This is a genomic window from Acetobacter sp., assembly GCF_022483985.1.
In the GTDB taxonomy this organism is placed as follows: domain Bacteria; phylum Pseudomonadota; class Alphaproteobacteria; order Acetobacterales; family Acetobacteraceae; genus Acetobacter.
Genome location: NZ_JAKVME010000001.1, coordinates 1,151,838 through 1,173,565, shown reverse-complemented (window position 1 = coordinate 1,173,565; position 21,728 = coordinate 1,151,838). Strand labels below are relative to the sequence as shown.

Sequence of the window (21,728 nt, the reverse complement as noted above, 5' to 3'; positions counted from 1 at the left end):
GTATGCCAGAGTTTTATTTATGGGTGGCCGCGGTTGTTTTCGATCGTATCGATATCCAGCTTTTATTCAGTCCGCAGAACCGTTCCCCAATTATTTTTGAATCCGGGAAAAGAGAGTTCATTTCCTTGTATGTCAGGCTATGGGCGTCTTTTATGATCGACATCGCTTCTGCAACAGTATTGGCGCGTGGATAGTATCCATTCGCACGCTTCATCAATATTTTTATACGGCATGATTTCGGCAACCAATGAAAGCCAATCAGTCTTGTGTGGAACTCATAAGGAAACCAAAAATTTGGAGTTTGAATATAGTATGAAGGCGCGAGGCGGCGCGTTTCAGAAGCAAAATCTTTCATTTTCTTCCAGGAACCGAGATGCTCTACTGTGCTGTTTGAATGCACTAAATCAAATGAATTATCAGAGAATTCTTTCAGATTGGTTGCGTCTTTCTGAATACAGGAAATCCATTTTTCTTCCGACGTAAATTTTTTTAAATTCACAATCGTAACATTGATTTTCTTTTCTTTTATAAGAAACGCAAGACTGCTCCAGTATTCTGGAGTTCCGCCTAGATCAATGATACTGCATTTTCCATTTTCTTCAATTGACCTGTTTATTAACAGAGAAATATATTTAAATCGGGCGATACGAAAGCGGCTTAAAGGCAAAGGTGTATTTTCTTTATTTGAATTTTTAAAGAACCTTGTGATCAAACCCATAGACGAGTCTCCCAAAGGAGTGGAGGCTACTTTTTGTCACTATCTGTAAGGGTGGTGCGATGTCTATAAAATAATTATTCCTATGATTGATTTGGTTTTAGCGTGTATTTTACTTGTCATTTTGTCGATGTGAAATTTTTTATAGCACTGCTCAAGAGCGGTCCCTGATACAGTCTATTTCGATATTCCCGTATTGTTTCGCTTTCTGGTCATGTGTCACACAAGAACCCGATAAGGCACGGTGCCTCGTTCATCACTGCGCGGGTCAAGCCGGAAACCGCTGGCGGGGACGGCTCGGTGACGGCAGTCGATGCGGCTGCAAGCCCGGCATCCGGGGCCGATCGGGACAAAATTTCGGTCATCTTCAATATTCAGAGCAGTAGAATAAACGATTTCAGATGCATGAGTGACGGAGCAGCCCAGCACGATGGCCACACGACGTGTCCGTTCGAAAAAGGAAGTCGGTGGACGCCCGACGGTTCTGGCCACGCTGATGAACACGCTGCCGTCTGTATCCTGTGAAAGCTGGGTCGCCAGCCTGCCGGGAACGGCGAAGCTTTCGAACACGTTCCACAGCGCGCACAGGCCGCCGAAACGGGCGCGACTGAAGCGCGTGGCGCTGTAGCTTTTCAGGATGTTTCCCGCGACATCGGTCTTGATGAAATAGAACGGAATGCCTTCAGACCCGGGTCTCTGGAGCGTGGAGAGGCGGTGACAGACCTGCTCGAAACTGACTTTGAAACGTCTCTGCAGGAGATCAAGGTCGTGTCGGGTTTCTCTGGCCGCCTGTCGGAATCGTCCGTAGGGCAGGATCAGCGCTCCGGCAAAGTAATTGCTGATACTGACGCGAACGAGCGCCTGTGCATCACCCGCAGGCAGGCCGGAGCGACGTATGGTCTTGTCGATGATGTGTCCGAACTCAATGTCGCCGATCAGTCTGGCAAGGCAGAAGGAGCGGCTTTCGGGTGCCATGTCGGCTGATAGATGGAGTGTTTTTTCCCGGCGATCGAACCGCCACAGGGTGTCCTGCAACGCGAAGTCGGTATTGGTGATCACGCGGATGGCGTGGTGATCCAGAAGATAGCGTTCGAACACAACGGAAGGAGAGGCCCGGTCAAAGTTCTCGGCTTCGTACAGATCCTCCGCCGCTGTATCAATGTCATGAAAATAGTTCTTTTCGCTCTGCACCCATTCACCGGCTGCTTCATAATGAGGCGAGCCGAGCGTGTCGGGAATATGCGGGAGGTCCTGACTTGTTGTGTCGGCAGAGAAATGGGTGCGCCTCTCGGTGAGGGTCCGGTACGAGCGATACAGGTCAATAAAGTGCCGGGCCAGTCCGGGGAGTTCCTGTGCGGCCTTTCGGAACTCGTCGACCTGTAGGTCGGACTTGAACATAGGGTCAGCAAAAACCTCTCGCAGCATCTGGATGATGCGGACTTCCTCGTTGTCTCCAAACCATGACGCATCCACGGCGAAAGTTCTGCAAATAGTTAGCAGTAATTGTGCTGGAATGGGCCTCAGATCGTTTTCAAGCTGGTTGAGATAACTCGACGATATATTCACCCGTCGTGCCATCTCACGCTGTGTATGGCCGAATTGACGGCGAAGTTTGCGGATTCTGCTTCCTGCGAAGAGTTTTTTGTGGCCTGCGCTCATGTTCACATTGTACACATTTTGGGAGGAGTCTTACTGCAACTTTACACCTTTCCGACGCTTTGCAGAATGCCGTGCCCGCGTTACCAGTCTGGCAGGTGCAGCGCACTTGTCACGACAACCCGAAGAGGGATGAGACGTTGAAAGCGAGACTGGGAAAATTGCTTGCACCGGGGTCTCTCCGTTCATCGGCGACCGGTTTTTGATGAAGACCGGCGCCGGAAAGCGGGTTGGAAGGACTTTCGAGACCAGTCAAAGTGATTTTCTTAATCAAGTTATTGAAAATTAACAATAATATTTACAATTAACGGCTGAGATCATATGCCCGTCCTGAAAACCGAGAGGTAAAGGTAACTCCATGACCGAACAGAATACTGTGGGGCAATCAGGCTCCGCCGACGTGACGGCTGGCCGGAATCACCCCGGACTGACGACGGAACAGTTGAAGCAGGCCTATTACGACATGCTGCTGATCCGTCGTTTTGAGGAGAAAGCCGGTCAACTTTACGGCATGGGCCTCATCGGCGGCTTCTGCCACCTTTATATCGGTCAGGAAGCGGTGGTCGTCGGCCTTCAGATGGCCCAGAAGGAGGGTGACAAGGTCATCACCTCCTATCGTGACCACGGCCAGATGCTCGCTGCGGGTCTGGACCCGCGCGGCGTGATGGCGGAACTGACGGGACGTGCAACCGGCCTTTCGCACGGCAAGGGCGGTTCCATGCACATGTTCTCGCGTGAGAAGAACTTCTACGGCGGCCACGGCATCGTCGGCGCTCAGGTGTCACTTGGCATTGGTCTGGCCTTCGCCAACAAATATCGTGGCACGGACGAGGTTTCCATCACCTATTTCGGTGAAGGCGCTTCCAATCAGGGACAGGTTTTCGAGAGCTTCAACCTTGCCGCCCTGCACAAACTGCCCTGCGTGTTTGTGATCGAAAACAACCGTTACGGCATGGGCACCAGCGTTGAGCGCGCCTCGGCATCCAAGGCGTTGTGGAAGAACGGCGAGCCGTGGGGTATTCCGGGCAAGCAGGTTGATGGCATGGACGTGGAAGCCGTGAACGCGGCGGCTAGGGAAGCCATCGCGCATTGCCGTGCGGGCAACGGGCCGTATCTGCTGGAAATGTCCACCTACCGTTATCGCGGCCATTCGATGTCCGATCCTGCGAAATATCGCCAGCGCGCGGAAGTGGATGAAATCCGCCAGAATCATGACCCGATCGATCATGTCCGCAACCTGCTCAAGTCGGCAGGCGTGGACGACGCCGACTTCAAGGAAATGGAAAACAAGGTGAAGGAAATCGTCGCGGATGCGACCGAGTTCGCCAAGACGAGCCCGGAGCCTGATCCTTCGGAACTGTTTACCGACGTGCTGGTGGGAGAATAAAACGGATGGCTACTGATATCCTGATGCCAGCCCTGTCGCCGACGATGACCGAAGGCAAGCTGGCGAAGTGGAACAAGAAAGAAGGCGACACGGTCTCTTCTGGTGAAGTGATTGCCGAGATCGAGACGGACAAGGCGACGATGGAAGTCGAAGCCGTGGACGAAGGTATTCTCGGCAAGATCCTTGTGCCGGCGGGCACCGAAGGAGTGAGCGTCAACACGCCCATCGCCATTCTGGTCGAGGATGGCGAGGCTGTGCCGGACGCACCGGCGGCAGGCGGGGGCTCCGCTCATCCTGCGACGGAAGAAGCGCCCAAAGCGGCTGCTCCGACGGCTGTCTCCGCTCCTGTCGCCATGGTGACCAGCGAGCCGGAAAAAGACTGGGGTGAGACGAGCGAGATCACCGTGCGTGAGGCGCTGCGTGACGCCATGGCCGCCGAGATGCGCCGTGACGAAGACGTTTTCCTGCTTGGTGAGGAAGTCGCCCAGTATCAGGGCGCTTACAAGGTGTCACAGGGTCTGCTGGACGAGTTTGGCGAGAAGCGCGTGATCGACATGCCGATCACCGAGCATGGCTTTGCGGGCATGGCCACGGGTGCTGCGATGACCGGCCTCAAGCCGATCGTCGAGTTCATGACAATGAACTTCTCGTTGCAGGCGATCGATCACATCATCAACTCGGCCGCCAAGACGCACTACATGTCCGGCGGTCAGATTTCCTGTCCGATCGTGTTCCGTGGGCCGAATGGTGCTGCGGCTCGTGTCGGTGCGCAGCATTCGCAGTGCTTTGCGAGTTGGTATGCCCATGTTCCGGGTCTGAAGGTTGTGGCCCCCTGGTCGGCAGCCGATGCGAAGGGTCTGCTTCGTGCGGCCATTCGCGATCCGAACCCGGTCATCGTGCTTGAGAACGAGATTCTCTATGGGCACAAATTCCCGTGCCCGGTGGATGAGGACTTCATCCTGCCGATCGGCAAGGCGAAGATCGAGCGTCCGGGCAAGGATGTGACCATCGTGGCGTTCTCGATCAGCGTTGGCACGGCCCTCGCCGCTGCCGAACTGCTGGCCGAGAAGGGTATCGACGCCGAGGTCATCAACCTGCGCACGATCCGTCCGCTTGATACGGCGACCATCGTCGAGAGCGTGAAGAAGACAAGCCGTCTGGTCACGGTCGAGGAAGGCTGGCCCTATGCCGGTATCGGCGCGGAAGTCGCCATGCAGGTTATCGAGCATGCCTTCGACTGGCTCGATGCGCCGCCAGTGCGCGTGGCTGGTCTCGATGTGCCGATGCCGTTTGCCGCCAACCTTGAGAAGCTCGCCCTGCCGCAGCCCGACTGGGTTGTGGACGCCGTTTCCAAAATCGTCTGAGGGAAAGACATCATGGCTATTGATATCCTGATGCCCGCTCTCTCGCCGACCATGACGGAAGGCAAGCTGGCGAAGTGGAACAAGAAAGAGGGCGACACGGTCTCTTCTGGTGAAGTGATCGCCGAGATCGAGACGGACAAGGCGACGATGGAAGTCGAAGCCGTGGACGAGGGTATTCTCGGCAAGATTCTTGTGCCGGAGGGAACGGAAGGTGTGGCGGTGAACACGCCCATCGCCATTCTGGTTGAGGAAGGTGAGGCGGTGCCGGACGGTCCGTCCGCAGCCGCGCCGAAGGCCGAGCCCGTGAAGACCGATGCGCCCGCACCCAAGGCCGCCGCTTCTGCGCCGCAGGTGAAGGCATCCGAAGAGAAGGGAAGCCGCGTGTTTGCGTCTCCTCTGGCAAAGCGGATTGCCAAGGATGCGGGCATCGACCTCTCCACCCTGAAAGGCAGCGGTCCGAATGGCCGTATCGTCAAGAAGGACGTGGAGACGGCAAAGGCTGGCGGCAATGCTTCGGCAGCGAAGTCCGCTCCTGTGGCGGCCTACACGCCGGGTGGTTCCACTAGCACGCCGCATTCCACGATGCGCAAGGTCATCGCCCGTCGCCTGACGGAATCGAAGACGACCGTTCCGCATTTCTACGTCTCGGTTGATGTGAAACTTGACGCGCTGATGGCGCTCCGCAGCCAGCTCAACGCGGCGTCACCCGCCGAGGGGCCGGATGCGTTCAAGCTGTCGGTCAACGATCTGCTGATCAAGGCCGCTGCCGTCACGCTGCGCCGGGTGAAGGGCGTCAATGTCTCCTACACGGACGAGGCGCTGATCGAGTATAACGACGTGGACATCTCGGTGGCCGTGTCCATCCCGGATGGTCTCATCACGCCGATCATCCGTCAGGCTGATCGTAAGTCTCTGCGTGAGATCAGCAATGAGATGAAAGATCTTGCGTCCCGTGCGCGTGCGGGCAAGCTGAAGCCGGAAGAGTTCCAGGGTGGATCGTTCTCGATCTCCAACATGGGCATGTTCGGCGTCAGTTCGTTCTCGGCGATCATCAATCCGCCGCAGGCCGGTATTCTGGCCATTGCCGCCGGTGAGAAGCGTGCGGTCGTGAAGCCGGACGGGTCGCTGGGTGTGGCCACGGTGATGACCGTGACGCTTTCGGTCGATCATCGCGCCATCGACGGCGCTCTGGCCGCCAAGTGGACGTCCGCGTTCCGCGAAGTGGTGGAAAACCCGTTCACGCTGGTCGTCTGACAGGCCGTATCGTCGGGCGGCAGGGAGCAGTTCCTGTCCGCCCGACGCTCAATCAGGAAATATCATATGAGCACCACCGATTTTGATCTGATTGTTGTGGGTGGCGGTCCCGGCGGCTATGTGGCGGCTCTCCGTGCGGCACAGCTGAAACTCTCGGTCGCGGTTGTCGAAGCCAATCATCTTGGCGGTATCTGCCTCAACTGGGGCTGCATCCCGACCAAGGCGCTGCTGCGTGCTTCCGAAATCAATCATCTGCTGCATGATCTGGGGCAGTTCGGCTTCGCCGTGGATAATCCGCGCTTCGATTTCCAGAAGGTTGTGGGTCGTTCGCGGGCTGTGTCGAAGCAGCTTTCTGGCGGCGTCGGACATCTGCTTAAAAAGGCGAAGGTTCCGGTCTTCGACGGCTTTGCGAAACTGGCTGGAACGGACGGCAAGAAGCGCAAGCTCGCCGTGGCGCTGAAGGACGGCAAGTCGGTCACTCTGACGGCGAAGAACGTCATTCTGGCGACTGGTGCCCGCGCCCGCACGCTGCCGGGACTGGAGCCCGACGGCAAGTTCGTCTGGTCTTACCGTGAGGCTCTTGTGCCGGATGAACTGCCGAAGCGCCTGCTGGTGATCGGCTCCGGTGCGATTGGCACGGAGTTTGCCTCCTTCTATCGCAACATGGGCTCCGAAGTGACGCTGGTAGAAGTCGCGGATCGCGTGCTGCCGGTCGAGGACGAGGAAATCAGCGGTCTGGCTCTCAAGGCGTTCGAGAAGCAGGGCATGAAGGTGCTGACCAGCGCGAAGCTCGGTACGCTGAAGAAATCCGACAAGGATGTTTCGGTCGAGATTGAAGCGGCTGGAAAGAAGGAAACCTATACGTTCGATCGTGTGATTTCCGCAGTGGGTATTGTCGGCAATGTCGAGAATATCGGGCTGGAAGGCACGAAGATTGTCGTGGATCGCACGCATATCGTGACGGACGATCTCTGCCGCACCGGTGAGCCGGGCGTGTTCGCCATCGGTGACGTGGCTGGCGCTCCGTGGCTGGCGCACAAGGCGAGCCACGAGGCTGTCATGTGTGTTGAAGCGATTGCCGGCAAGCATGTGCATCCGATCGACGTGACGAAGATTCCGGGCTGCACCTACTGCCGTCCGCAGGTGGCTTCTGTCGGCTACACGGAAGCTAAAGCCAAGGCGGCGGGTTATCAGGTCCGTGTCGGTCGTTTTCCGTTCATCGGCAACGGTAAGGCGATTGCCATGGGTGAGCCGGACGGTCTGGTGAAGGTCGTGTTCGACGCGAAGACTGGTGAGTTGCTGGGCGCGCACATGATTGGCGCGGAAGTGACGGAGATGATTCAGGGTTACGTCATCGCCCGCAGTGGTGAGCTGACGGAAGCGGAACTGAAAGAAACTGTTTTCCCGCATCCGACAATCTCTGAATCGATGCATGAAGCCGTGCTGGCGGCTTATGATGGTGCGCTGCATTTCTAGTTGACTCAGCTTGTCGCTTTTTGACGCCTCTTTTGGGTCTTGTGCCTGAAAGGGGCATTTTTGTTTGCATTCGGTTGCGTGATGTTAGTGAATATCTTTTAATCTTCTGGATTTTTCATTTTCGGACCTACTGCTGTAAATTCGCTTCAAGATAAAAAATACAGGAAGCAAAATGACAGAGCAGATCATCCCAGCCCACCTTCGCAACGTATCATCCGCCCCTGTCCGTGGCGTGGTGTTCGATATGGACGGGTTGCTGCTCGACAGTGAGACACTGGCCATGGATGCTCTGGTCGATGCGGGCAAAGACCTTGGCTACGACATTCCGATGAGTTTTTGTCGCTCCATGATTGGTGTTCCTGCGGATGGATGCCGCAGGCTGGTGCATGAAGCCTATGGTGTGGACTTTCCCATGGAGGATTTCTTCGCCCGTCAGGAGGTTGTGCTCAGGGAGTATGTCGACAATGGCAGGCTGGTTCTGAAAACCGGTGTGTTGCCCCTGCTGGATCTTCTGGACGAGTTTCGTATCCCGAGAGCGATTGCCACCTCTTCAAGTCGTTACCGCACGGATCATCATCTGGAACTTGTCGGGCTTGACAAGCGTTTTGACGCGACGGTCACGCGGGACGATGTCAGCGCCGGTAAGCCCGATCCTGAGCCTTATCTGAAGGCTGCTGAAAAGATTGGTATCGAGCCGGAATACTGTCTTGCGCTTGAGGACTCCCATTCCGGCGCGCGGGCTGCTCATGCGGCGGGCATACGGGTTATTGTTGTGCCGGACCTTCTCCAGCCAGCTGATGACATCCACGAAAAGGCGCTGGCGATCGTGGATGATCTGACTGTTGTAACGGCCTATTTGCAGACTGTGCTGAAAACAGCCTGAGGCTTTTTCAGGCTGCCAGTTCACGGAGGACGGTGGGCACATCCTCCTCCGTCAGTCGGCGCAGCATATCTGCAATGTCTGCGACGATGCGGTCATGATCCGGCAGAGGCGGGCCAAAGACCTCCTCCATGGCGAGGAAGGCTTCCGCCTGTGCCCTGTGATCATCGCGGGCTTCAGCACAGATGCGTTGCAATATTTTCGCTTTCGGGTCGGTCAGGGACAGTTCCAGCGCCTCCTGATCGTTCAGCGCGAACCAGCGTATCCAGCTGGCGATTAGCAGTGAAGCGCCGGACACGGAGCGGTCTGCGATGAGATTCTCCCGCATGGCGCGCATTACCCGGTCCGCCATCTTGGCCGAACCGTTGCGCCCCACACGCTCTGCATCATGAACGATGCCGGGATTCTGGAAGCGGGCCATCAGCGCCTGCGTGTAATCGTCTAGTTCTTCGGCGGAGAGGGCAATGCCTGCTGTCTGTTCGTCCCGCATGAAACGGGCGGTGATGCGTCCGAGGGAGGGATCGCTGGCGGCTTCTGCGATCGTGTTCAGCCCGGCCAGTGCGCCCGTATAGGCGAGCAGCATATGGCTGCCATTCAGCATCTGGAGTTTGGCGGCTTCAAAGACGGCGACGTCACGGACGGATTTTGTTCCGGGATGCGCCTCCCAGTAGGGGCGGGGGCCATCGAACGGGCCGATGATCCACTGAAACCATGGTTCGGCAGAAACGGGCGCAGCGTCGATAATTCCGCCGAGAGCGTGCCTGGCATCGGCGAGGTCATCGACGTGACTTGAAGGCGCAATCCGGTCGACCATCGTATCGGGGAACTGCACCGTCTCTCCGATCCATGTCGCCAGCGGGTCATCGCCACGCAGGGAGGCGTAATCCATGACGGCCTGCCTGAGGGTTGCGCCGTTATGGCTGACATTGTCGCAGCACAGGATTACAGGCGGAACAGCGCTGCGCTGCCTCACCAGAGCAAGACCGTTCGCCAGAATGCCGATGGCCGTGCGGGGGTGTCGTGCTGACAGATCCTGCCTGATGGTCTGCGCCTCCGGATCGAGACGTCCATCGGCAGTCAGATAATAGCCGCTGGCCGTTACGGTCAGGGAGACGATACGTATGCTGGGATCGGCGACACGTTTCGCAAGATCGACGGCTTCGTCACCGGAAAACACCATCTCATGGATGGAACCGATGACGGAGGCGACGGTCCTGTCTTCGACACGGGTCAGCAGGGTGTAGAGATTATCCTGTGGCCGAAGCTGGTTCACGAGGTCGGGGCGTCGCATGGTGGCGCTGACAATGCCCCATTTGAGACCGTCCGGGCCTTCCCGGTTGATGGCCGCCTGTGTGGCGACGGCCTGATGAGCACGATGGAAATTGCCGCAACCCAGATGGAGAATGCCGGGTGTGAGTTGGGAGAGATCAAACTTGGGGCGGTAGACGTTCTGGGGAAGATGGGAGAGAACTTTTTGGCTGAGATACAATAAATCGCTCCTTTATTGGTGTTGAATGTAGTTATTAATTTATAATGCTTTAAACGTAAGGTATAATGAATTATTATTAACATATAATTTTGTTATTTACATGATTTTTGTTGTATTAAAATCATGTTTTGTTATTTGTATTATACAAATAACAGTTTTATATTTATTTTTACCGTTCAAAGAAAAGGAAAATCTTTAAAAAATTAACAGATATCCATGTTTGCATTTATGAATCTGAAAACGGTGTGTGTTGCCTGTCAGTCTGCTGATTTGTGAGAAGGATAAGACGATCCGCCTGAAAGGGTATTCCGGTTTCAGCATCCAAGAGCGTTGTAGAAGTGCAGAGTGTCTTGCGAATCAAAACACGGACTAATAAAGTCTGCGTATGGCACTTTATGGCGCAAGCACTGAATATGTCCTGCACAGCCTGCTCTGGCTGGTGGACAACCCCGAACCCGTCAGCAGTCTGGATCTGGCGGAATTGCAGGAGATTCCGGCAGCATTTGTGGCCAAACTGTTTCCCAGACTGGAAAAGGCGGGTCTGCTCATTGCCTCTGAAGGACTAAAGGGAGGGTACAGGCTCGCCAAAACGGCCGATGAAATCAGTGTTCTCGCCGTGGTGGACGCAGTTGAAGGCAGAAAGAGTCTATTCAACTGTCAGGAAATCCGTGGTCGTTGTGTTCTTTTCAATCAAAAACCTCCCGAATGGGCGACACAGGGCGTCTGTGGCATTCACGGTGTCATGCTGCGGGCAGAGCAGGTCATGCGACACGAGCTGGCGCAGACATCATTGTCCGACCTCGCGCGATCCGTCCGAAATAAAGCGCCATCGCCCTTTCTTGGCGAGGCGCAGGCATGGCTTGGCGAACGTGTTCAGACCCGTCGCGTCAGTAAAGTCAGGCAACGGAAACGATCAGGCGTTTCCTGACTGTGACGGATCACTTACCAACAGGAATACTGAAAATGCGTAAATTCGTTACCCTGCTCGCTATTGTTGCGAGTTTATGGACCCACTCTCTTCACGCCGAGACCAGAGTTACGCCTTTGCTGACGCATGATTTGCAAGATGTTCCCGGCAAGGAGGGCTCGTTGCTGACAGTCGATTATGCACCGGGTGGCTCGGACCCCATTCATAGGCACAATGCGTCCGTTTTTGTTTATGTTCTGAAGGGAAGCGTCATTATGCAGGTCAGAGGACATCCGCCTGTCATCCTTAAAGAAGGACAGAGCTTCTTTGAAGGGCCGGACGATGTGCATCTGATCGGTCGGAATGCCAGCAGCACCGAACCTGCGCGTTTTCTTGCGTTTTTTGTCAAGGACAAAGCGGCTCCTTTCGTTTTTTCTGCGAACTGATTCAGCGAATACGGATTTACAATGAAAGTTTTTTTGGCAGGAGCCAGCGGCGCATTGGGATGTCCGCTGATCAGGCGTCTGCATGATGCCGGGCACGAGGTCTGGGGACTGGCCCATCGTCCCGAGAGTCTGGAAATCATCGAAAGGCTTGGTGCTCATTCCGTGAAAGGCGATGCACTCAATCAGGTCGATATTTTCGAACTCATCGAGCGCATCCGACCGGAAGTGGTGATCGATCAACTGACGTCTCTTCCGACCAGTCCTGTCGATCTGGCTCAGCGCCTGCCTGCTGATTGCAGACTGCGTCTGGAAGGCGGCGGTCATCTTTTCGAGGCTGCGCGGATGTTTCAGGTAAGGCGTTATATCCAGCAATTATCTGGTTTCTATCTGGATGGCGGTACTGGGCTTGCAAATGAAGCTTCGCCTCTGAGGATAAACGCACCGGGAACGATTGGCGACAGCGCCAGAATGTATGCAAGTCTGGAAAAGCGCATTTCAAGTGTGCAGAGCATGGTCTGCATCGGGCTGCGTTATGGGTTCTTCTACGGCCCCGGAACATGGTACTGGCCCGATGGGGCATTCAGCCGACATCTTCATCAGGGTGAGATTGCCCTGATCGGTAAGGGCAGCAGTTCGTTTTCTTTCATTCATGTAGATGATGCTGCGCAAGCGGCGGTAGCGGCCCTTACAGTTCCATCGGGCATCTACAATATTGTGGACGATCAACCGTCGAAAATGTCCGATTGGCTACCTGCCTATGCAAAATGGATCGGCGCGGACGCACCTCCCTGTCTCGATGAGAGAGAAGGGCTTCGTCTGTCAGGTGAGGAAAGTGTTTATTATCAGAACAGTCTCAGTGGCGCGTGTAACCACAAGGCTCGTGCGATGCTGGGTTTCAGCCCCAGAAGACTCCCTTGGTTTAACTAATGAAGCCGCTTTGCTTCTCTACAGACAGGAAATACGGCGTCTATTTACGGGGTAAATCTGGTTCTTTTATGATGACTGGAACAAACGCGAGAGCAGCTATCTGATCAAATGGTGTCTGAAATCGTCACATTATATCTCACACCACCAGCAGCCCATCCTCGCTCGAAACACTGTCGCCGTTCCCAACCAGCACGGCCTTCAAAGCCGCTGGGTACAGCACATGTTCCTGCACCAGCACGCGGGCGGCCAGATCGTCTGCGCTATCCTTTTTCGGAAAGACCGGGACGGCCGCCTGAGCGATGATCGGTCCTTCATCCATGCCTGCCGTTACATGATGCACCGTGCAGCCATGGATGCGCACGCCAGCTTCCAGTGCGCGTTCATGGGTATGCGTGCCGGGAAAGAGCGGTAGCAGGCTGGGATGGATGTTGATCATCCGTCCGGCCCATGCGTCCGTCAGAAACGGCGTGAGCAGGCGCATGTAGCCCGCGAGGCAGACAAACTTCACGTCCGCTTCCCGTAATCGAGCGTCGATGGCGCGTTCGTGCGCCTCCCGATCCTTGCCGAAAGCCTTGTGTGGCACCGCTTCGGCCCGCAGGCCAAGAGAACGGGCGTAATCCAGCCCGACCGCATCCTCCCTGTTGCTCAGAACAAGCGCGACCTCGGCCGGAAAATCCGGCTCGGCGCAGGCGGCGATCAGCGAGCGCATGTTGCTGCCACGTCCGCTGATGAGGATGGCGATTGGGGTCTTGCGAATGCTCACGTCAGACTGCCTCAGGACCAGGAGAAGTCCGGAGAGACCGCCATCTCCAGCGTGGGGGCGGCATCTGCTTCAGCGGCGGCTTCGATCTGGCCGAGGACGACGGGCGTTTCACCCATCTTGCTCAGACGTTCCATGACGATATCCGGCTTGGACGTGATCAGCACCATGCCGATGCCGCAGTTGAACACGCGCAGCATTTCTTCGGTGGCGACATTGCCAGCTTTCGCCAGCCAGCCGAAGACCGGGGCAGGGGCCCACGGACCGTCGATCACGGCTTTCACGCCGTTGGGCAGCACGCGCGGCAGATTGCCCGGCAGGCCGCCGCCGGTGATGTGGGCGGCCCCGCTCAGCAGGCCTTCGCGATGGAGGTCCAGAACCTGCGACACATAGAGTTTCGTCGGGGTCATCAGCGCCTGCGCGAGCGTCTGGCCCGGTGCGAACGGGGCTGCGTCGTCGAGCTTGAGACCGACGGCTGACAGGATGCGACGCACCAGCGAGAAGCCATTGGAATGCACGCCACTGGAGACGAGGCCGATCAGCGCGTCACCAACGCGGATTTCGCCCGGCAGCAGTTTGCCGCGCTCGGCGGCACCGACGGAGAAGCCTGCAAGGTCATAATGACCCGCTGCATACATGCCGGGCATTTCCGCCGTTTCGCCGCCGACAAGAGCGCAGCCGGACAGGCGGCAGCCTTCGGCGATGCCTTTCACAACCTTGGCGGCGTCTTCGACGGCCAGCTTGCCGGTGGCGAAATAGTCGAGAAAGAACAGCGGCTCCGCGCCCTGCACGACGAGGTCGTTGACGCACATGGCGACCAGATCGATGCCGACCGTGTCATGTAGGCCGCTGTCGATGGCGAGATTCAGCTTGGTGCCGACGCCGTCGGTGCAGGAGACGAGGACCGGATCGGTGAAGCCTGCGGCCTTGAGGTCGAACAGCGCGCCGAAACCGCCCAGTCCGCCCATGACGCCTGTGCGGGTCGTGGCCTTGGCGGCAGGCTTGATCGCCTCGACGAGGGCGTCGCCTGCTTCGATGTCCACTCCGGCCTCGCGATAGGTGAGGCCCTTGGAAGAAGCGCTCTGTGAGGTTTCCGGGGTAGATGCGTTCATGGCGTCGGCTCGTTCTGGGCTGTGGGATGGTCTCGACAGGTGAGGGTCGAACATCCGGGACGTTTACGGTATCAGGTTTCTGAGCACTCTTTAAGGCAGGCGGGGCGGCGCGCATAGCGGTGACGGAACAGGTTTATGATCCAGAACGCCATGGTCAGCCCGGTTCGGGCGAAAAAAGACCGGAGTTGATGCGTCAGTTGCCGTTGCCGTTCGGGCATAAACGTCGCTTTGACGAGGCGGGATTCGTGTCCGGACGTTCGAATGCTGCGGCCCGGACATGGCTGTTCGCAACGGATGCGGAAAAAAGCTGGTCTGACAGTCGGCTGGCTCTCTGGGGTGGTCAGGGGCGCGGCAAGACGCATCTGCTACAGGTGTGGGGGCTGCGTAACGACGCGATGATCGTGGATGCAGCGCAGGGTCTGCCCGATATCGCGACGTTGCTTGAACGCGCCCCCCGCGCTCTGGCGCTTGATGCGCTGCCTGAGCAGGGGCTGGATGAACTGGCGCTACTCCAGATCATCAATACCTCACGCGAGCGCCGGATGCCGCTGCTTATGGTGGCGCGCACGCCGCCGAGCCAGTGGATGGTGACGCTGCCGGATCTGTGCAGCCGTTTGCGGGCGACGATGACCGTGGAGGTGGGGCCTGCGGAGGATGTGCTGCTTCATCGCCTGATGCTGCGTCTGCTGGCCGAGCGCCAACTGGTCGTGCCCAGACAGATCACGGACTGGCTGCTGCAACGCCTGCCGCGCGAGGCCTCGGTGATCGAGGATGCGGTCAGCCGGATTGACGCGGTGACCCTTGCCTCGGGCCAGCCGTTTGATCTGCGGGCCGCCGCACGGCTGCTGGCTGATCTGAACGAGTAAGCGGGGATAATGGTGGCCTGAAACCAGAGAGACTTCTTCCTGTGTTCTTAAATTGTCATATGACAAAAGGATGAAGGGGCCATACGATTTAGCCCTCATAAGATGATACGCAGACAGTGACCGCTGGTCACAGCCTCACAGGAGAATACTTTGTCGGAGCATGAGGGAAACAGAACGCGAGGAGTGGGTCGTCGCGTGAAGGGAACCCGTGCGCCTGCGTCGACCAGAGCGCAGGGCACTCGTCGGAAAACGGCACCAACCGCCGCGAAGGCCCAGACGGGCACAGCCGTCACGCGAACACGGACGCGCAAGGCCGCGCCTGCGCCGGTTGAAATCACCGCCACGTCTCCGGATCGCTTCATCAACCGTGAGCTGTCATGGCTCGCTTTCAACCAGCGCGTGGTCGAGGAAGCTGACAACCAGCGGAATCCGCTGCTCGAACGTCTCCGGTTCCTGTCCATCAGCGCCAGCAATCTCGACGAGTTTTATTCCGTGCGTGTCGCCGGTCTGGTGGGGCAGGTGCGGGAAGGGCTGGTTTCCCTTTCTCCCGATGGCCTGACGCCGTCCCTCCAACTGGTCGCGGTGCGTGAGCGCTGTGTACAGCTTTTCCGTGAACAGCAGCGCATCTGGGTCCATCTGCGTGGTCTTCTGGCCGAAGCGGATGTGACGCTCTGCGGACTGGAACAGCTTGACGACGATGACCGTCTCTGGCTCTCCGATTTTTTCATGGATCGTGTCTTCCCGGTTCTCACGCCTCTGGCCGTCGATCCGGCGCACCCGCTGCCCTTCATCCCGAATATGGGCCTTGCACTGGGCATGCGTCTTGTCTCCGAGGATACCGGGGCGTTCGTGATGAACGGTTTGATTCTGCTGCCCGCACAGGTGGACCGTTTCATCCGCTTGCCATCCGTTGCCGGTAAACCGCCATCCGTGCGGTTCGTGCTGCTGGAAGACCTGATCAAACTGTGCATTGACCGGCTCTATCCGGGGCTGGCGGTCGTGGAGAGCGGCACGGTGCGCGTGATCCGCGACACGGACGTCGAGTTCGAGGATGAGGCGGAAGACCTTGTGCGCTCCTACGAAACGGCGCTGAAACAGCGTCGTCGCGGTGTGGTGATCCACGTCGATATGGAAGAAAGCGTGCCGCGCGGTCTGGTGGACGCCATTGTCGATGAACTCGATCTGCCGCCTGAGGAGGTCTCGGTTCATTCCGGCATGATCGGTGTGGTCGATCTGAAGCAGATGATCGTGGATGACCGACCCGATCTCCTGTTTCCTCCCTACACGCCGCGTTTCCCCGAACGGATCGTGGATTATGGCGGTGACTGTTTCGCCGCCATTCGCGCCAAGGATCTGATCGTCCACCATCCGTTCGAGAGTTTCGACGTGGTGGTGCAGTTCCTGCGTCAGGCGGCGCTCGACCCGAATGTGATCGCCATCAAGCAGACTCTCTACCGCACGTCGCGAGATAGCCCCATCGTCAAGGCGCTGATCGAGGCGGCCGAGTCCGGCAAGTCCGTGACCGCGATGGTCGAGCTACGCGCGCGGTTCGATGAGGAAGCCAATATCAGGCTTTCCCGTGCGCTTGAGGCGGCGGGCGTTCAGGTGGTGTTCGGATTTTCGGACCTCAAGACTCACGCCAAACTGAGTCTGGTCGTGCGTCGGGAAGGTGGCTCGGTTCGGTCCTACGCGCATTTCGGCACGGGCAATTACCACCCGATCACGGCGAAGATTTACACGGACCTTTCCTTCTTCACGTGCAATCCAGAACTGGTGCGTGATTCGGCGCGTCTGTTCAACTATGTCACCGGCTATGCCATGCCCGCGAAAATGGAGGCGATCGCTTTCTCTCCGCTGACATGCCGCAAGACCCTGAAACAGTTGATCGACGATGAGATCGAGCATGTCCGTCAGGGACGTCCGGGCCAGATATGGCTCAAGATGAATGCGCTCGTTGATCCGAAGCTGATCGACAAGCTGTATGAAGCCTCGTGCGCGGGAGTGAAGATTACCGGTGTGGTGCGCGGCATGTGCTGCCTGCGTCCGGGTGTGCCGGGTCTGTCGGAGAATATCCGCATCAAGTCGATTGTCGGGCGTTTTCTTGAACATGCGCGCATCTATGCGTTTGGTAATGGCCACCGCCTGCCGTCGCGCTCGGCCAAGGTCTTCATCTCCTCGGCGGACTGGATGACGCGCAACATGGACTGGCGGGTCGAAAGTCTGGTGCCGGTCACCAATGAGACGGTCCATGCTCAGGTGCTCGACCAGATCATGGTGACGGATCTCAAGGACAACCTCAACTCGTGGATTCTGGAAAAGACAGGCGTCTGGCGGCATCTTGATCCGGGCAGCAAGCCGTTTTCGGCCCATGAATGGTTCATGACCCATCCGTCTCTTTCCGGCAGAGGGTCGGCGGCGACCCAGATCACGGGACGCTCCGCCCAGCCACCACGGGACCGGCTGGCTGACGACTGAGGCTGTTGTCGTTCTTTGCGAAGCTCCGGAAATCCTTCTATAAAAAGGGAAAGATTTTCGGAGACACCCTGATGGACGCTGACCGGTTTGTGTTCGGTGATGGAAAGCTCACAGCGACCGTATCCGCGCAGGGTGCCGAACTGGTTTCCCTGAAGCTGCCGGACGGCGTGGATGTGCTCTGGGACGCTGGCCCCGCATGGCGTCGCCACTCGCCTGTGCTGTTCCCGATTGTCGGACGTCTTCCCGATGACCGGGCGACCATTGACGGCAAGCCTTACCGCATGACGCAGCATGGCTTTGCTCGTGACTGTGCTTTTCAGTGGGTTGAGCGGAATCCGGACAGTTGCACGCTGTCGCTGGAAGCGGACGATCAGACGCTTGCTGTCTTTCCTTTCCGGTTTCGTCTGTGGCTGACCTATCAGATCAGTGATGGAAAACTGACGGTTCTCTATACGGTCCGTAATATGGAAGAGGGCAGGGAACTTCCCTTTTCACTGGGAGCGCATCCCGCTTTCCGCTGGCCTTTGGAAAAAGACGGAAAGCGCGAAGAGTATCGTCTGACCTTTGAAGAGCCCGAGCCTGAGCCCATCCGTCGTCTTGAAGATGGTCTGCTCGATTCCGCATCGCGTCCGACACCTGTGGACGGCGCTACTCTGCTGCTTCGGGATGATCTGTTTGTTGATGATGCGATCATCTTCGACCGTATCAGAAGCCGTGCCGTTACATTCGGTCGTCCGGGCGGCTTGGCTCTGCGTGTGTCGTGGCATGGTTTCCCCGAACTGGGTGTCTGGACCAAGCCGGGCGCTCCGTTCCTTTGCATCGAGCCGTGGCAGGGTTACGCCACGCCCCATGGTTTCAAGGGGGAGTTCAGGGACAAGCCGGGTGTTGTGAGCGTTCAGCCGGGGCAGGAATGGTCGGCAAACTGGTGCGTGAGCGTCGTTCAGGGCTGAGCAATGGCGGATCAGAAGAAAAAGAGGGATGCGTCTGCCGGAAAGCATCGCTTCTGGTTGCGGGCTTTGGCCGGGTCGTTGACGGCTGTAGTACTGGCGGGTGGTGTCGTCGCCGGAGTGGGGTGGTGGCGCTATACCGCTGCCGGTCCGCTGACTGAGCCGACTGCACTGGACATCCCTCATGGTGGATATGCCAGCACCATTGCGGCTCTCCGGCAGGGACAGGCGCTTTCCGACAATGGGCTTGACGATTATGTCTTTCGTACAGCCATTGCGCTGACCCGGCGTGAGGGGCAGTTGCACGCGGCGGAACTGATGTTTCCGGCCCATGCGTCCATGCGGGATGTGTTGTCCGTGTTACGTCATGGACGACCGGTTGTGCATCAGTTGACCATACCGGAAGGTCTGACTGCCAGTCAGATTATGGTGCTTCTTCAGGCCGCGCCTTTTCTCAGGGGTACTGTCACGGTTTTGGCGGAAGGAGAGACGCTTCCGGAAACATACAGCTATCTGCGTGATTCCGAACGTGGCGCGCTTGTTCTCAGAATGAAGCAGGCCATGCGGCGGCAGGTTGAGACTGTCTGGAAAGGCCGCGATCCGTCAATCGCTCTCTCTGATCCAGCGCAACTGGTGACGCTTGCTTCCATGGTGGAGAAAGAGACTGGTCTGCCGGAAGAGAGACCTCGCATCGCAAGGGTTTTTCTCAATCGTCTTGCCAGAGGTATGAAGCTCCAGTCTGATCCGACGACCGTTTATGCGCTGAACAGAGGTGCGGGTCCGCTGGGGCGCTCTCTGACCCGTTCTGATCTGACGATCCAGAGTCCTTATAATACGTATGCGACTATCGGCTTGCCGCCGGGACCGATCTGTTCGCCGGGGTTTGCTGCCTTGCAGGCTGTCGCGCATCCGGCTCCGGGTGATGATCTCTATTTCGTTGCGACTGGCTCAGGAGGTAGTCACTTTTCTTCATCGCTTGATGAGCATAATCGCAATGTATCAGCGTATCGTAGTCGTGTGCTGGATAAATAAAATACCTTTTTATTTTCTAATTTATGCTTGAATAAAATTGTTGGTTCCATGTTGATGTATTTCGAAAATTCTAAAGTATTTAGTATAAATATTTATGATCAGGCAGCGGAGATTTTTCTTTAACATACTGGTTGGAATGCTGCTTTATGTTTTTCAAGCATAATAGGTGAGGCGGTGCTGTGACGGAATGCTTGTGCAGTCTGTCGCAGCAAAAGGCGCTGTTCCATTTATTCTGATTATGCGTTTTACAGACTATGTGCCTTAATAAATGGTCTCAGAATTTAAGAAAATCCCTTGTGTGAATGGCGGAAGGTTAAAGCCAGCCGCTACAGGCTGAGTGTTGAGTTGTATGAGGTTTAATAATTTAGGAGAATCTTAATTTTTATAAAGGTCCGAAATTATAGAGTTATTTACTATATGTTTTTATGAAATATTTTTTATATTTTTGATGTGGATTGAGGGAATGAATTTTTCAAACCGTTGCTTTTCTTTTTACAGGGCGACAGGAGAATTAATATCGTCTGCGGTATATTTGAGGGATGATAACTATATCGATGGTGTCTATAGCCAGAATGAAAAAAAATGGAAATTTGAAAATTCGCATCTTCAGTTTACGGATATAGATGGTAATGTCACAACCGAGTTTCGTACAAAAATAGATAACAATAAGCAGCTTATTTTCTTAGGAAAATTTTTTGAGCATGATCAGGATGTCTGGCACATTCTGGCTGAAAATCCATGGGAATATCGGCAGGATAATACCCATATCACCAATGTAATAGATACTACATATGCTCTGTTAAGGCAGATGAACGATACACTTGGAGGGTTCTAAAAACCTCTTGGTATTGAGGCCTACGCTGTGATTCCATTTTTCTGGTTCTGGTTGGAGGAATGGCGCTATGAAACAGGCGGGATTTTTTGACGTTGAAGAGCGGCTTGCTCGGTTAAGCGGTCTTGGCGACCAGCTTGAAGCGTTTTCCCGGACTGTGGATTTTGAGGTGTTCCGCCCGGAACTGGACAAGGCACTGGCCTATTCAGACGGGAGCAAAGGCGGGCGTCCACCGTTTGATCCGGTGCTGATGTTCAAGATCCTGGTGATCCAGACACTCAACAATCTGTCCGATGAACGGACGGAATACCTGATCAACGACCGTCTCTCCTTCATGCGCTTTTTAGGTCTGGGGCTGTCGGACCGTGTACCTGATGCCAGAACGGTATGGCTGTTTCGAGAGCGTCTGACCCAGGCTGGTGCGATTGGTGGTCTGTTCAATCGCTTTGACGCAACCCTGCGTAACGCTGGTTATCTGCCGATGTCAGGCCAGATCCTGGATGCCACGCTGGTAGCGGCTCCGAAGCAGCGCAATACCAATGCGGAGAAGGCGGATCTGCGTGAAGGACGGATCCCTCAGGACTGGCAGGACAAGCCGTCAAAGCTGTCCCACAAGGACAGGCATGCGCGCTGGACCCTGAAGTTCACGAAAGCGAAGCGACAGGAGGACGGGAGTATCCCTGCAACAGATCTGGCCATCCCGTTCTTTGGCTATAAATCGCACATCTCCATCGACCGGAAATTTCGGCTGATCCGCAAATGGAAGACGACAGATGCCGCCGCCAGTGATGGCGCGCGATTGAGGGAGGGCCTGCTTGATAAAAGCAATACAGCTTCAACGGTCTGGGCAGACACAGCCTACCGCTCAAAAGCCAATGAGGACTTCATGGAAAAGCAGGGCTTTGTCTCGAAGGTTCACAGGAAAAAGCCGCATCTCAAGCCTATGCCACGCCATATCCAGAGATCCAACGCAGGAAAGTCCGTTATCCGGTCGCGTGTCGAGCATGTCTTTGCCGATCAGAAATCACAGACGGGGCTGTTCGTCCGAACCGTAGGCATAACGCGGGCCACCATGAGGGTCGGGCTGGCCAATATCGTCTATAATATGCGCCGCTTTCTCCTCTTGGAGCGGATTAACGCCGCCGCGTAGCAATCCAGAGCAGGAAACCATCGCTCTGCTCAAAACCCAGAGTAAAAGTTAGA

Annotated in this window: 19 protein-coding genes; 14 read left to right on the top strand and 5 right to left on the bottom strand. The window is 56.4% G+C overall.

Annotation, left to right across the window (positions count from 1 at the left end):
- Positions 1 to 13: 13 nt before the first annotated feature.
- Both LKE90_RS05190 and LKE90_RS05185 read right to left on the bottom strand, forming a co-directional pair.
- Positions 14 to 718, bottom strand: a complete 705-nt coding sequence (locus LKE90_RS05190) for a class I SAM-dependent methyltransferase (RefSeq protein ID WP_291492805.1) — start codon at positions 716 to 718, stop codon at positions 14 to 16.
- A gap of 216 nt (positions 719 to 934) precedes the next feature.
- On the bottom strand, positions 935 to 2,374 hold the full coding sequence (locus LKE90_RS05185; RefSeq protein ID WP_291492803.1) for a helix-turn-helix domain-containing protein: 1,440 nt from the start codon (positions 2,372 to 2,374) through the stop codon (positions 935 to 937).
- Positions 2,375 to 2,729: 355 nt separating this feature from the next.
- On the opposite strand from LKE90_RS05185, the gene pdhA reads away from it, so the two are divergent.
- The 5 genes from pdhA (at position 2,730) to LKE90_RS05160 (ending at position 8,735) form a co-directional block, all read left to right on the top strand.
- On the top strand, positions 2,730 to 3,758 hold the full coding sequence (gene pdhA / locus LKE90_RS05180) for a pyruvate dehydrogenase (acetyl-transferring) E1 component subunit alpha (protein WP_291492802.1): 1,029 nt from the start codon (positions 2,730 to 2,732) through the stop codon (positions 3,756 to 3,758).
- Positions 3,759 to 3,763: 5 nt separating this feature from the next.
- A complete protein-coding gene (locus LKE90_RS05175; RefSeq protein ID WP_291492801.1) occupies positions 3,764 to 5,122 on the top strand; it encodes a pyruvate dehydrogenase complex E1 component subunit beta in 1,359 nt (452 codons plus the stop codon).
- 12 nt (positions 5,123 to 5,134) lie between these two features.
- Positions 5,135 to 6,376 carry a pyruvate dehydrogenase complex dihydrolipoamide acetyltransferase gene (locus tag LKE90_RS05170; RefSeq protein ID WP_291492800.1) on the top strand — a complete coding sequence of 414 codons (1,242 nt, stop codon included), beginning with the start codon at positions 5,135 to 5,137 and terminating at the stop codon, positions 6,374 to 6,376.
- A gap of 66 nt (positions 6,377 to 6,442) precedes the next feature.
- Positions 6,443 to 7,852 carry a dihydrolipoyl dehydrogenase gene (lpdA, locus tag LKE90_RS05165; RefSeq protein ID WP_291492799.1) on the top strand — a complete coding sequence of 470 codons (1,410 nt, stop codon included), beginning with the start codon at positions 6,443 to 6,445 and terminating at the stop codon, positions 7,850 to 7,852.
- A gap of 172 nt (positions 7,853 to 8,024) precedes the next feature.
- The gene (locus LKE90_RS05160; protein WP_291492798.1) at positions 8,025 to 8,735 is read left to right on the top strand and encodes an HAD family hydrolase; all 711 of its coding nucleotides are present in this window, start codon (positions 8,025 to 8,027) and stop codon (positions 8,733 to 8,735) included.
- A 7-nt stretch (positions 8,736 to 8,742) separates the two neighbouring features.
- Here the strand turns inward: LKE90_RS05160 and LKE90_RS05155 are convergent, their stop codons facing one another.
- Positions 8,743 to 10,221 (bottom strand): mannitol dehydrogenase family protein, encoded by a 1,479-nt coding sequence (locus LKE90_RS05155; protein WP_291492796.1) that lies wholly within the window; start codon positions 10,219 to 10,221, stop codon positions 8,743 to 8,745.
- A gap of 385 nt (positions 10,222 to 10,606) precedes the next feature.
- On the opposite strand from LKE90_RS05155, the gene LKE90_RS05150 reads away from it, so the two are divergent.
- From LKE90_RS05150 to LKE90_RS05140, 3 genes are read left to right on the top strand one after another with little or no spacing between them, the layout of a single operon-like run.
- Positions 10,607 to 11,149, top strand: coding sequence for an RrF2 family transcriptional regulator (locus LKE90_RS05150; protein ID WP_291492794.1), 543 nt, complete (start codon positions 10,607 to 10,609; stop codon positions 11,147 to 11,149).
- Positions 11,150 to 11,184: 35 nt separating this feature from the next.
- A complete protein-coding gene (locus LKE90_RS05145; RefSeq protein WP_291492792.1) occupies positions 11,185 to 11,574 on the top strand; it encodes a cupin domain-containing protein in 390 nt (129 codons plus the stop codon).
- A 21-nt stretch (positions 11,575 to 11,595) separates the two neighbouring features.
- A complete protein-coding gene (locus LKE90_RS05140; RefSeq protein ID WP_291492790.1) occupies positions 11,596 to 12,501 on the top strand; it encodes an NAD-dependent epimerase/dehydratase family protein in 906 nt (301 codons plus the stop codon).
- A gap of 136 nt (positions 12,502 to 12,637) precedes the next feature.
- Here LKE90_RS05140 and purN read toward each other — a convergent pair whose 3' ends face one another.
- Complete coding sequence (purN, locus tag LKE90_RS05135; RefSeq protein WP_291492788.1) at positions 12,638 to 13,264, bottom strand: phosphoribosylglycinamide formyltransferase; 627 nt, start codon at positions 13,262 to 13,264, stop codon at positions 12,638 to 12,640.
- Between the two features lie 11 nt (positions 13,265 to 13,275).
- The gene (gene purM, locus LKE90_RS05130) at positions 13,276 to 14,373 is read right to left on the bottom strand and encodes a phosphoribosylformylglycinamidine cyclo-ligase (protein ID WP_291492786.1); all 1,098 of its coding nucleotides are present in this window, start codon (positions 14,371 to 14,373) and stop codon (positions 13,276 to 13,278) included.
- A 119-nt stretch (positions 14,374 to 14,492) separates the two neighbouring features.
- On the opposite strand from purM, the gene LKE90_RS05125 reads away from it, so the two are divergent.
- From LKE90_RS05125 to LKE90_RS05100, 6 genes are all read left to right on the top strand, one after another.
- Positions 14,493 to 15,239: a chromosomal replication initiator DnaA gene (locus LKE90_RS05125; RefSeq protein WP_291492784.1), complete on the top strand. Its 747-nt coding sequence runs from the start codon at positions 14,493 to 14,495 to the stop codon at positions 15,237 to 15,239.
- Positions 15,240 to 15,434: 195 nt separating this feature from the next.
- Positions 15,435 to 17,714: an RNA degradosome polyphosphate kinase gene (locus LKE90_RS05120; RefSeq protein ID WP_407066080.1), complete on the top strand. Its 2,280-nt coding sequence runs from the start codon at positions 15,435 to 15,437 to the stop codon at positions 17,712 to 17,714.
- 71 nt (positions 17,715 to 17,785) lie between these two features.
- A complete protein-coding gene (locus LKE90_RS05115; protein WP_291492782.1) occupies positions 17,786 to 18,664 on the top strand; it encodes an aldose 1-epimerase family protein in 879 nt (292 codons plus the stop codon).
- Positions 18,665 to 18,667: 3 nt separating this feature from the next.
- Positions 18,668 to 19,693, top strand: coding sequence for an endolytic transglycosylase MltG (mltG, locus tag LKE90_RS05110; protein WP_291492780.1), 1,026 nt, complete (start codon positions 18,668 to 18,670; stop codon positions 19,691 to 19,693).
- A 463-nt stretch (positions 19,694 to 20,156) separates the two neighbouring features.
- On the top strand, positions 20,157 to 20,528 hold the full coding sequence (locus LKE90_RS05105; protein WP_291492778.1) for a hypothetical protein: 372 nt from the start codon (positions 20,157 to 20,159) through the stop codon (positions 20,526 to 20,528).
- A 67-nt stretch (positions 20,529 to 20,595) separates the two neighbouring features.
- On the top strand, positions 20,596 to 21,675 hold the full coding sequence (locus tag LKE90_RS05100) for an IS5 family transposase (protein WP_011252003.1): 1,080 nt from the start codon (positions 20,596 to 20,598) through the stop codon (positions 21,673 to 21,675).
- Positions 21,676 to 21,728 lie beyond the last annotated feature (53 nt).

What these genes read in the sequence shown, in the direction of transcription:
- LKE90_RS05190 (WP_291492805.1), bottom strand. Translation starts at nt 718, where the DNA reads ATGGGTTTGATCACAAGGTTCTTTAAAAATTCAAATAAAGAAAATACA.
- LKE90_RS05185 (WP_291492803.1), bottom strand. Translation starts at nt 2,374, where the DNA reads ATGAGCGCAGGCCACAAAAAACTCTTCGCAGGAAGCAGAATCCGCAAA.
- pdhA (WP_291492802.1), top strand. Translation starts at nt 2,730, where the DNA reads ATGACCGAACAGAATACTGTGGGGCAATCAGGCTCCGCCGACGTGACG.
- LKE90_RS05175 (WP_291492801.1), top strand. Translation starts at nt 3,764, where the DNA reads ATGGCTACTGATATCCTGATGCCAGCCCTGTCGCCGACGATGACCGAA.
- LKE90_RS05170 (WP_291492800.1), top strand. Translation starts at nt 5,135, where the DNA reads ATGGCTATTGATATCCTGATGCCCGCTCTCTCGCCGACCATGACGGAA.
- lpdA (WP_291492799.1), top strand. Translation starts at nt 6,443, where the DNA reads ATGAGCACCACCGATTTTGATCTGATTGTTGTGGGTGGCGGTCCCGGC.
- LKE90_RS05160 (WP_291492798.1), top strand. Translation starts at nt 8,025, where the DNA reads ATGACAGAGCAGATCATCCCAGCCCACCTTCGCAACGTATCATCCGCC.
- LKE90_RS05150 (WP_291492794.1), top strand. Translation starts at nt 10,607, where the DNA reads ATGGCACTTTATGGCGCAAGCACTGAATATGTCCTGCACAGCCTGCTC.
- LKE90_RS05145 (WP_291492792.1), top strand. Translation starts at nt 11,185, where the DNA reads ATGCGTAAATTCGTTACCCTGCTCGCTATTGTTGCGAGTTTATGGACC.
- LKE90_RS05140 (WP_291492790.1), top strand. Translation starts at nt 11,596, where the DNA reads ATGAAAGTTTTTTTGGCAGGAGCCAGCGGCGCATTGGGATGTCCGCTG.
- purM (WP_291492786.1), bottom strand. Translation starts at nt 14,373, where the DNA reads ATGAACGCATCTACCCCGGAAACCTCACAGAGCGCTTCTTCCAAGGGC.
- LKE90_RS05115 (WP_291492782.1), top strand. Translation starts at nt 17,786, where the DNA reads ATGGACGCTGACCGGTTTGTGTTCGGTGATGGAAAGCTCACAGCGACC.
- mltG (WP_291492780.1), top strand. Translation starts at nt 18,668, where the DNA reads ATGGCGGATCAGAAGAAAAAGAGGGATGCGTCTGCCGGAAAGCATCGC.
- LKE90_RS05105 (WP_291492778.1), top strand. Translation starts at nt 20,157, where the DNA reads ATGAATTTTTCAAACCGTTGCTTTTCTTTTTACAGGGCGACAGGAGAA.
- LKE90_RS05100 (WP_011252003.1), top strand. Translation starts at nt 20,596, where the DNA reads ATGAAACAGGCGGGATTTTTTGACGTTGAAGAGCGGCTTGCTCGGTTA.